Annotated in this window: 2 protein-coding genes; one reads left to right on the forward strand and one right to left on the reverse strand. The window is 71.8% G+C overall.

The window, feature by feature from the left end; translation table 11 throughout:
- Positions 1-84: 84 nt before the first annotated feature.
- Positions 85-828 (reverse strand): M23 family metallopeptidase, encoded by a 744-nt coding sequence (locus AC3EQ1_RS31200; protein WP_432097669.1) that lies wholly within the window; start codon positions 826-828, stop codon positions 85-87.
- Positions 829-1,355: 527 nt separating this feature from the next.
- Here AC3EQ1_RS31200 and AC3EQ1_RS31205 point away from each other — a divergent pair.
- Positions 1,356-4,610, forward strand: a complete 3,255-nt coding sequence (locus AC3EQ1_RS31205) for an NACHT domain-containing protein (RefSeq protein ID WP_432097670.1) — start codon at positions 1,356-1,358, stop codon at positions 4,608-4,610.
- Positions 4,611-4,695: the final 85 nt, after the last annotated feature.

The following is a 4,695-nucleotide window of genomic DNA, read 5'->3' on the forward strand; positions in this document are numbered from 1 at the left end:
GTTACCGATGAGGGGGTACAGCTCCCTGTCGGGGGCGGCTGCACCGTGGGTCACCGGCCCGCGGCGGGGCCGGCACCGGGAGCGTCAGGCGTGGACGCCGTGGCTCTTCAGGAACTTGATCGGCTCGACGGCGAAGCCGTAGACCGGGGCGGTCCGGGTCTCGAAGTGCAGGTGCGGGCCGGTCGAGTTGCCGGTGCTGCCGGACTTGCCGATCTCCTGGCCGGTCTTCACGGTCTGGCCGGCGCTCACACCGAGCTTCGAGAGGTGGCCGTACTGGGTGTACGTCTTGTTGCCGTGCTTGATCACGATGTTGTTGCCGTACGAGCCGCCCCAGCCGGCCTCGACCACGGTGCCGCTGTGCGCGGCCTTCACCGAGGTGCCGGTGGGCACGACGAAGTCCTGGCCGGAGTGCTTGTTGGACCAGTGGCTGCCGCCGAGACCGAAGGTCGAACCCTTGGTGTAGTGGTCCACCGGCTTCACCCAGGTGGCCGGGTTGGCGAGCTTGGCGGCGCGCTTCTTGCGGTCCGCGGCCGCCTTCTCGGCGGCGCGCTTCTTGGCCTCGGCCTTGGCGGCGGCCTTGGCCTTCGCCTTGGCGGCGTCCTTCTCGGCGGCCTTGTGCTGGCCGTCGGCCTGGGCCTGCACGGCCTGCGAGAGGGAACCGGCGGTCTTGGTCGCGAAGACGTCGTGCTGCGGGGCGGAGGCGTCCGCAGAGGCGAGCGCCACCCCGGAGCCCAGCGCGACCGAGGCCCCCATGCCCGCGGCCAGAACAGCGGCGCGACGACGCAGGACGGACTTGTTCGCGGTGGCGGTCTGGGTGTGCTTACGCATACGGCTTTCCTCCAAGAAGTGAATGAATCCCGGGGGCTTTCCGGAAATCGCTCATCCTTGGTAACCCGCCTTTCCGAGGGCGACAAGCGGCCTTTCTACTACCGCCGGCCGTATGGCCCCGCACCCCCGCTCCACCCCCTCCATCTCCGCTCTGACCAGCGCCTGAGGCCTTCCGACCCGCACAGACCACGGCGCCTGGCGGGAAATTCCTGGAACTCGCGCACTCTCCACTGCGATGACCTTGCAATATGAAGGAAAAGGGCCGTTCTGCCCTCCGGAGGCATGAGTCCCGGGACCTTGGTCCCGATCTCCCCCAAAGCCATCCTCCTATTGTTTCTAGTAAGTGAGCCGGACCACGTGCGACACGTCACCCGCATATAAGATCCAAAGGCATTTCCGCGGGTCTTTTGCAGGTCCGTTTCGGGACCAAAGCCCCCGTCTGCCGCCGCGCCTTAGGCTGTCCCTCCAGCAGCCCGTGCGCGCCGACGACCACGGGCACGCCACACCACCGCCGGGGGGCATGGGACGTGGATCCCGCAGCCATCGGCGCCCGACTCGCGTCGAGCGCCGTCGCACCACTGATCAAGAAGCTGTTCGTGGCCGAGGGGGCGGGCGGGGGCCTGGTCGACCGGCCGGTCCGGGTCTCCGGCCTGGTCTCCTTCCGGGGCGAGAAACGCGCCCTGACCGAGCGCGACCTGCTGCGGCTGGCCTCGGAGCTGGTCGAGCGGGGGCAGCGGTCCGCGGGACCGCACGAGCGGGCGGCGGACGGGGACCGGGAGGCCGTCGTCCACACCCTCGCCCGGACGCTGCACGGCCTCGGCGACCTCGCCATGGACGACGTCCAGGCGGTGCGCCTCGGGCCCGCCGCCCTGGCGGGGGCGCTCCGGCGGGCGAACGCCCGCGGCATCGCCGACCTCTCGTCCGACGCCACGGCCCTGCACGACGTCCTGCTCGACACCGCCTGCCTGCACATCCTGCACTTCTTCACCCAGCGGTCGGCCTTCGTCGCCCGCACCCTGGTGGAGCAGAGCCAGGAGCTGCGCACGGTCCTCGCCCGGGTCGACGAGCTGATCGCCCGCACCCCGCGCCGCGGCGGCGAGGACGCTGCCTTCGAGGCCCGCTATCTGGCCCATCTGGCGCAGAAGCACGGCCGGCTCACGATCTACGGCATCGACCTGTCCGACTCCCCGGACCGCTGGCCCCTGGACGCGGCCTACCTCGGCCTGGAGGCGGCCGCGACAACCGGCGGTGCCACGCCTATGGCGGGCAGCGGTGGCGACGGCCCTCAGGCCGCCCCTAACGGCCTGCACGACGTCCTGGCGCCCGTCTCCCGGCTCCCGGCCGATCAGGCCTTCGCCGGGCACGACCGGGTCTTCCTGCGCGGCGTCGCGGGCTCCGGCAAGACCACCCTGGTCCAGTGGCTGGCGGTCTCCGCGGCCCGGCAGGAGGACGCGGCGGCGCCGCCCCGGCTCCGCGACCGCATCCCGTTCGTCCTCCCACTGCGCTCCCTGATCCGCGACGGTGCGGGCCTGCCCACCCCCGACCGGCTGCTCTCCGCCGTGAACTGCCCGGTCGCCGGTGTCCAGCCGGCCGGCTGGGCCGACCGGGTCCTGACCGAGGGCCGGGGACTGCTGCTGGTCGACGGCCTGGACGAGATCCCCGAGCGGCACCGGGCGCGGACCCGCGACTGGCTGCGGGACCTGCTCACGGCCTTCCCCGGCAATCTGTGGCTGATCACCTCCCGCCCGTCCGCCGTCCGCGAGGGCTGGCTCGCCGACGAGGACTTCACCGAGCTGACCCTGGCGCCGATGAGCCGCGGGGACGTCTCGGCCTTCATCCGGCGCTGGCACGCCGCCGCCCGCCTCGACACCGAGGACACCGAGCGCCTGGACGGCTACGAACAGGCGCTGCTGACCGCCGTGGAGACCAAGCAGGACCTGGCCCGGCTGGCCACGAACCCCCTGATGTGCGGCCTGCTGTGCGCCCTGCACCGGGACCGGCGCGGCCACCTCCCCCGCGGGCGCAAGGAGCTCTACGACGCCGCCCTCTCCATGCTCCTGTCCCGCCGCGACCGCGAACGGGACATGCACGGCCCCGACAGCGTCGAGCTGAGCGAGGAGCCGCAGATCCAGCTCCTCCAGCGGCTCGCCTACTGGCTCATCCGCAACGGCCGCACCGAGCTGGAGCGCGACCACGCCCGGCGCGTCATCGCCGACGCCCTGCCCGCGGTACCGGCCGCCGCCGCCCAGGGCGACGCCGACGGGATCTTCGGCCACCTCCTGGTCCGGAGCGGGCTGCTGCGCGAGCCGGCCACCGGAACCGTGGACTTCGTGCACCGCACGTTCCAGGACTATCTGGGGGCCCGGGCCGCCGTGGAGGCCTGGGACATCGGCCTGCTGATCAACAACGCCACGGACAGCCAGTGGGAGGACGTCATCCGGATGTCCGTGGCCCACGCCCGGCCCCGCGAACGGGCGGACCTCCTGACCCAGCTCCTCGCCCGCGGCGACCGGGCGACGGACGCCGCCGAACGGTCCCGCATCCACCTCCTCGCCATGGCCTGCCTGGAACACGCCAGCGAACTGGATCCCGCCGTGCGCACAGAGGTGGAGAGCCGGGCCGCCCAGATCATCCCGCCCCGCAGCGTCGAGGAGGCCCGCGCCCTCGCCGCGGCGGGACCGGTCGTGCTGGAGCTGCTCCCCGGCCCGGACGGCCTGCCGGACGACGAGGCGGTGCACGTGGTCAGCGCGGCTTCACAGCTGGGCACGGACGCCGCGATCCCGCTCCTGAAGCGTTTCCGTCACCACCCGTCCCTCGGCGTACGCTCCCAGCTCGCGTGGACCTGGCAGCGCTTCGACATCGAGCGGTACGCGGAGGAGGTCCTGCGGCACCTGGACCCGGACGGCCTGGATTTCGTGGCCACCTCATGGGAGGAGCTGCGCATCCTGAAGTCGCTGGACCGCTGCTCCCGGCTGATGGTCAGAGGCGACTTCGAAGCCGGTGAGCTGCTGGATGTGGTCGACCCGGCCCGGCTCACTCACCTGCGGATCGAGTCCAACGCGGTGATCACAGACCTCGCACCGCTGCGGGAGTGCACGGCGCTAAGCAGCCTGTGGCTGCGGTCCTGCCCAGGGATCTCCGACCTGTCCCCGCTCGCGGACACACCGGTGCACTCCTTGCTGCTGGACGACGTCCCGGCCTCCCACGCACTCACCGGGCTCTCCGAGCTGTCCGCCCTCACCTCGCTGTTCCTCTACGATCCGCTGCCGCAGGACTGGCTCGCCATGCTCCCGGCCGATGCACCACTCGAGGCTCTCTACCTGCGCGAGCCCGTCGATGACGCCGTCCTCGGGATCTCCGCCTGGCCGGACCTCCGTTTCCTGCACCTGAACATGTCACGGCACCTCGGCCCGGCTCACTGGGAGGAACTCTCCCGACTCCCCTCACTGAGTTCCCTGGGATTCGGTCTGACCGCCACCGCGGCACCGCTCCGCGTCCCCGACGGCTTCACGCTGCCCGACCTGCGGGAGCTGCACCTGTCGAACGTCCAGGTTGCGGACGACGTTCTCGCCACAGTGCTGTCAGCGCTCCCCAGCGTCGTCCCTGGGCTGCACAACCTCAGCTTGGGCAGCCCCCGGGATCCGATGCCGACAGCCGATCTGTCGCGCCTGGCCGGGCTGGACGAGCTCCGCAGCGTCAGCCTGTACAACGTCCGCCCGGCCGACGGCACGCGAGACCTGCCCGGCATGCGCCTCACCGTCACCCCCCGCCCCCGAGACTGAGCCTCAGGACCGACCCGCCTGCCCCGCGCACACAAAAGGCCGGCCCCGAAACGTGATCACGGTTCGGGGACGGCCCCCGTCGTAT

The sequence above is a fragment of the Streptomyces sp. bgisy100 genome, assembly GCF_057709105.1.

Excerpts from the sequence above, each read along its gene's own strand:
- AC3EQ1_RS31200 (WP_432097669.1), bottom strand. The coding sequence starts at position 828 with ATGCGTAAGCACACCCAGACCGCCACCGCGAACAAGTCCGTCCTGCGT.